5 protein-coding genes are annotated in these 2409 nt (G+C 40.9%); all 5 read right to left on the reverse strand.

Going from position 1 to position 2409, the window contains the following annotated elements; all coding sequences use genetic code 11:
- The coding region (locus AC13DP_RS02335; protein WP_483067235.1) for a recombinase family protein at positions 1-577 on the reverse strand (577 nt) is incomplete at its 3' end.
- Positions 578-639: 62 nt separating this feature from the next.
- Positions 640-798, reverse strand: coding sequence for a hypothetical protein (locus AC13DP_RS02340; protein WP_013072897.1), 159 nt, complete (start codon positions 796-798; stop codon positions 640-642).
- A gap of 66 nt (positions 799-864) precedes the next feature.
- The gene (locus AC13DP_RS02345; RefSeq protein WP_483067236.1) at positions 865-1158 is read right to left on the reverse strand and encodes a hypothetical protein; all 294 of its coding nucleotides are present in this window, start codon (positions 1156-1158) and stop codon (positions 865-867) included.
- A gap of 5 nt (positions 1159-1163) precedes the next feature.
- On the reverse strand, positions 1164-1964 hold the full coding sequence (locus AC13DP_RS02350) for a hypothetical protein (protein WP_483067237.1): 801 nt from the start codon (positions 1962-1964) through the stop codon (positions 1164-1166).
- Between the two features lie 18 nt (positions 1965-1982).
- Positions 1983-2409 (reverse strand): DUF4138 domain-containing protein (locus tag AC13DP_RS02355; protein WP_483067238.1); only part of this gene is annotated, 427 nt, incomplete at its 5' end.

Consider the following 2409-nt stretch of genomic DNA (forward strand, 5'->3'; position numbering starts at 1 on the left):
TTTTTGCCAATTCTTTGAATACCCATTTCATTATGTCACTCTGGACTTTCCTTGGCGCAATATATTTTCTACCACTCTCATCAATTTTGTTTTTATAACCGATTGGAGCAAGGCCCATCCAGCGTCCTTCTTTTTTAGCCCTTCGCATCCCATGAAAGGTATTTAGAGCTCTTCTGTCATTTTCCACTTCAGGAGCAGCCAGATAAAAGGCGAGCATCATTTTATTTTCAGGAATGGATAAATCGAGTGGTTGTTCTACTGCCTGCGGTTCTACCCCCAATCGTCTCAAAGTGCCGATCATCTGATAAGCATCCCCTGTATTCCGGCTGAACCTGTCCCATTTGGTAAACAATATCAAATCAGACTGTCCTCTGGATTTACGTAGGATACCTAGCAGTTTTGTCCAGGAAGGACGTTTAAAGGTTTTTGCCGAATGATCCTCATAAATCACTTTCCGAACCTGAATATGGTTGATTTCACAATACTTGCGCAAACGCTCTTCCTGATCCCGTTGTGAGTATCCCTTGTCGGCCTGTTCATCCGTGCTTACCCGTATATATAAATCTGCAATTTTCATGGTTCCAAAGTATTAAGGTTGTTTAATCTAACAGCCTGATTCCATTTATAAATATACGAAATTCAGGCAGGTTTTGCCAGATACTGATCTACAACAATATCCGCGATCTCATACATAAAGTCCAGGATGACTTTCACCTGTTCCGCTGTTACTTCTATACCGTCTTCTTTCAATAGTGCTATTGCTTTTTCCGGCGGAATTCTCTTTACTTCATTTTCCATCTTTCACCTCCGCTTTAAAACAGCAAAAGCCCCGAAGGGCTTTGTACCGAAAAATTAATTCATTCTCTACCCATCGCTTTCGGGAAAGTAAATTTTACTCCCCTTGTTTTTATTGAATGAGGGTTCATACCGTATATACCCGTAGGCACTCAGATCCTTTACACATTTATGATAGGTCATGGCAGATGATATTTTTGCAATCTTCATAATGTCATAACTAAATGCCACTATCGGATTGCTATTGCCCATCTGCGCCCGGTACTCCAACAGGGCAGCATATATCCCTATATGCGTAATACTGATACGGCCATCCTTCTCAATAGCCGTAAAAAAGTCAGATAAAGGCTTTAGCTGTTCCATATCGTTTAGGTTATGGTGGGTCTCTTTCTTTTCTTCTTAGCCTTCGGTATGTCCGGAGCTTCATCGGCAATCGGCTGCTCCTGACTTTTATGTCCCTGTTTAGCAGAGCGGCTTTGTGCTTCCGATTGTTTTTCCCTCTTGGACTGGCGGTTATCCACCCGTTGCATATTACTGTCATAAATATTGATGGTCTTAAACCGTGGATTGGCTTCGATGTACTGTTTCTGCTCCGAACCTTCCTTTTGAAAAGTCGCCGATTGCAGGCTTCCCTTTTTCAGGGAATCCATCAGATTGGATTTATAGGTTTCGTTCTCCAGTTCTTTAATGGGATGTTTAGCGAGTGTTGCTTCCAGATCATAGCCATAGTTTTGATGGTACTGCTGTATTTTGAAATTTCCATTGTCATCACTCTGTTTAAAATTCATCTGTAACCAGGCATTGTAAAGTTGCCCTTCCTTATTGGTCAGATCCTTATTGACCGACCGGCCTTCCATTAAGTTATAGGCTTCTTTCAGCGTAATATTATTGCCTTTGTTGATATAGAAGGTCTGTTTCATTGCTTCATCGGGATTATTTTCCTTTTGTACACTCACCTGATAGGAGTTAAAGAAATACATATCCGTTTGCTTGGATTTGCTAAAATTCATTCGGGCTTCCACTTTATCAGTACCGAATTGCGCTTCATGTACCAGCTTAAAGGCTGGCTTTTCTATTTTCATCATTCGCTTTAAGGGCGCTTCAAAACCTTCCCCGAAACCGGTATATTTAATCTGGTCTTTCAGGTATTCTAAATTCTTCTGATTCATGATATTTTGATTTAAAAGTTATTGATAAGTGTATTTCCAGTTGATTTGCAATGTGGGAAGTACTGCCGCTTTAATAATCGTCCTGTTTTTTACACTGAGTTCGATATGCCTTCCGCCGTTAGCTTCAAACAATTGTATGGCGAGGTGTTTTTTATCAGGAATGGTAAACTTGGGAACCGCAACCACCAAAGTCTGTGAAGACCGGCCGTCAATTTTTGTTACCCTATTTTGGAGGTGTACCGGGGTAATCTCGATTTCCTGTGAAGCTGTACGTTTAGCCTTTTTCTGGTCATGGATAAAAAAGCGTAATTGGTCAATATCATAACTGATATTGGATGTGTTGGTAATGGTTAACCGCAGGTACATCAGGTTGTCCCGAATGAATATCCCGTTCAATCCGAAACGTATACCATATTTACGGTGCTTTACCTTACGCCCTTTGTAT

It is taken from the genome of Zunongwangia sp. L-65 (genome assembly GCF_056859415.1).

Bases quoted from the DNA above. Each gene is read 5' to 3' on its own strand.
- AC13DP_RS02340 (WP_013072897.1), bottom strand. From the start codon at position 798: ATGGAAAATGAAGTAAAGAGAATTCCGCCGGAAAAAGCAATAGCACTA.
- AC13DP_RS02345 (WP_483067236.1), bottom strand. From the start codon at position 1,158: ATGGAACAGCTAAAGCCTTTATCTGACTTTTTTACGGCTATTGAGAAG.
- AC13DP_RS02350 (WP_483067237.1), bottom strand. From the start codon at position 1,964: ATGAATCAGAAGAATTTAGAATACCTGAAAGACCAGATTAAATATACC.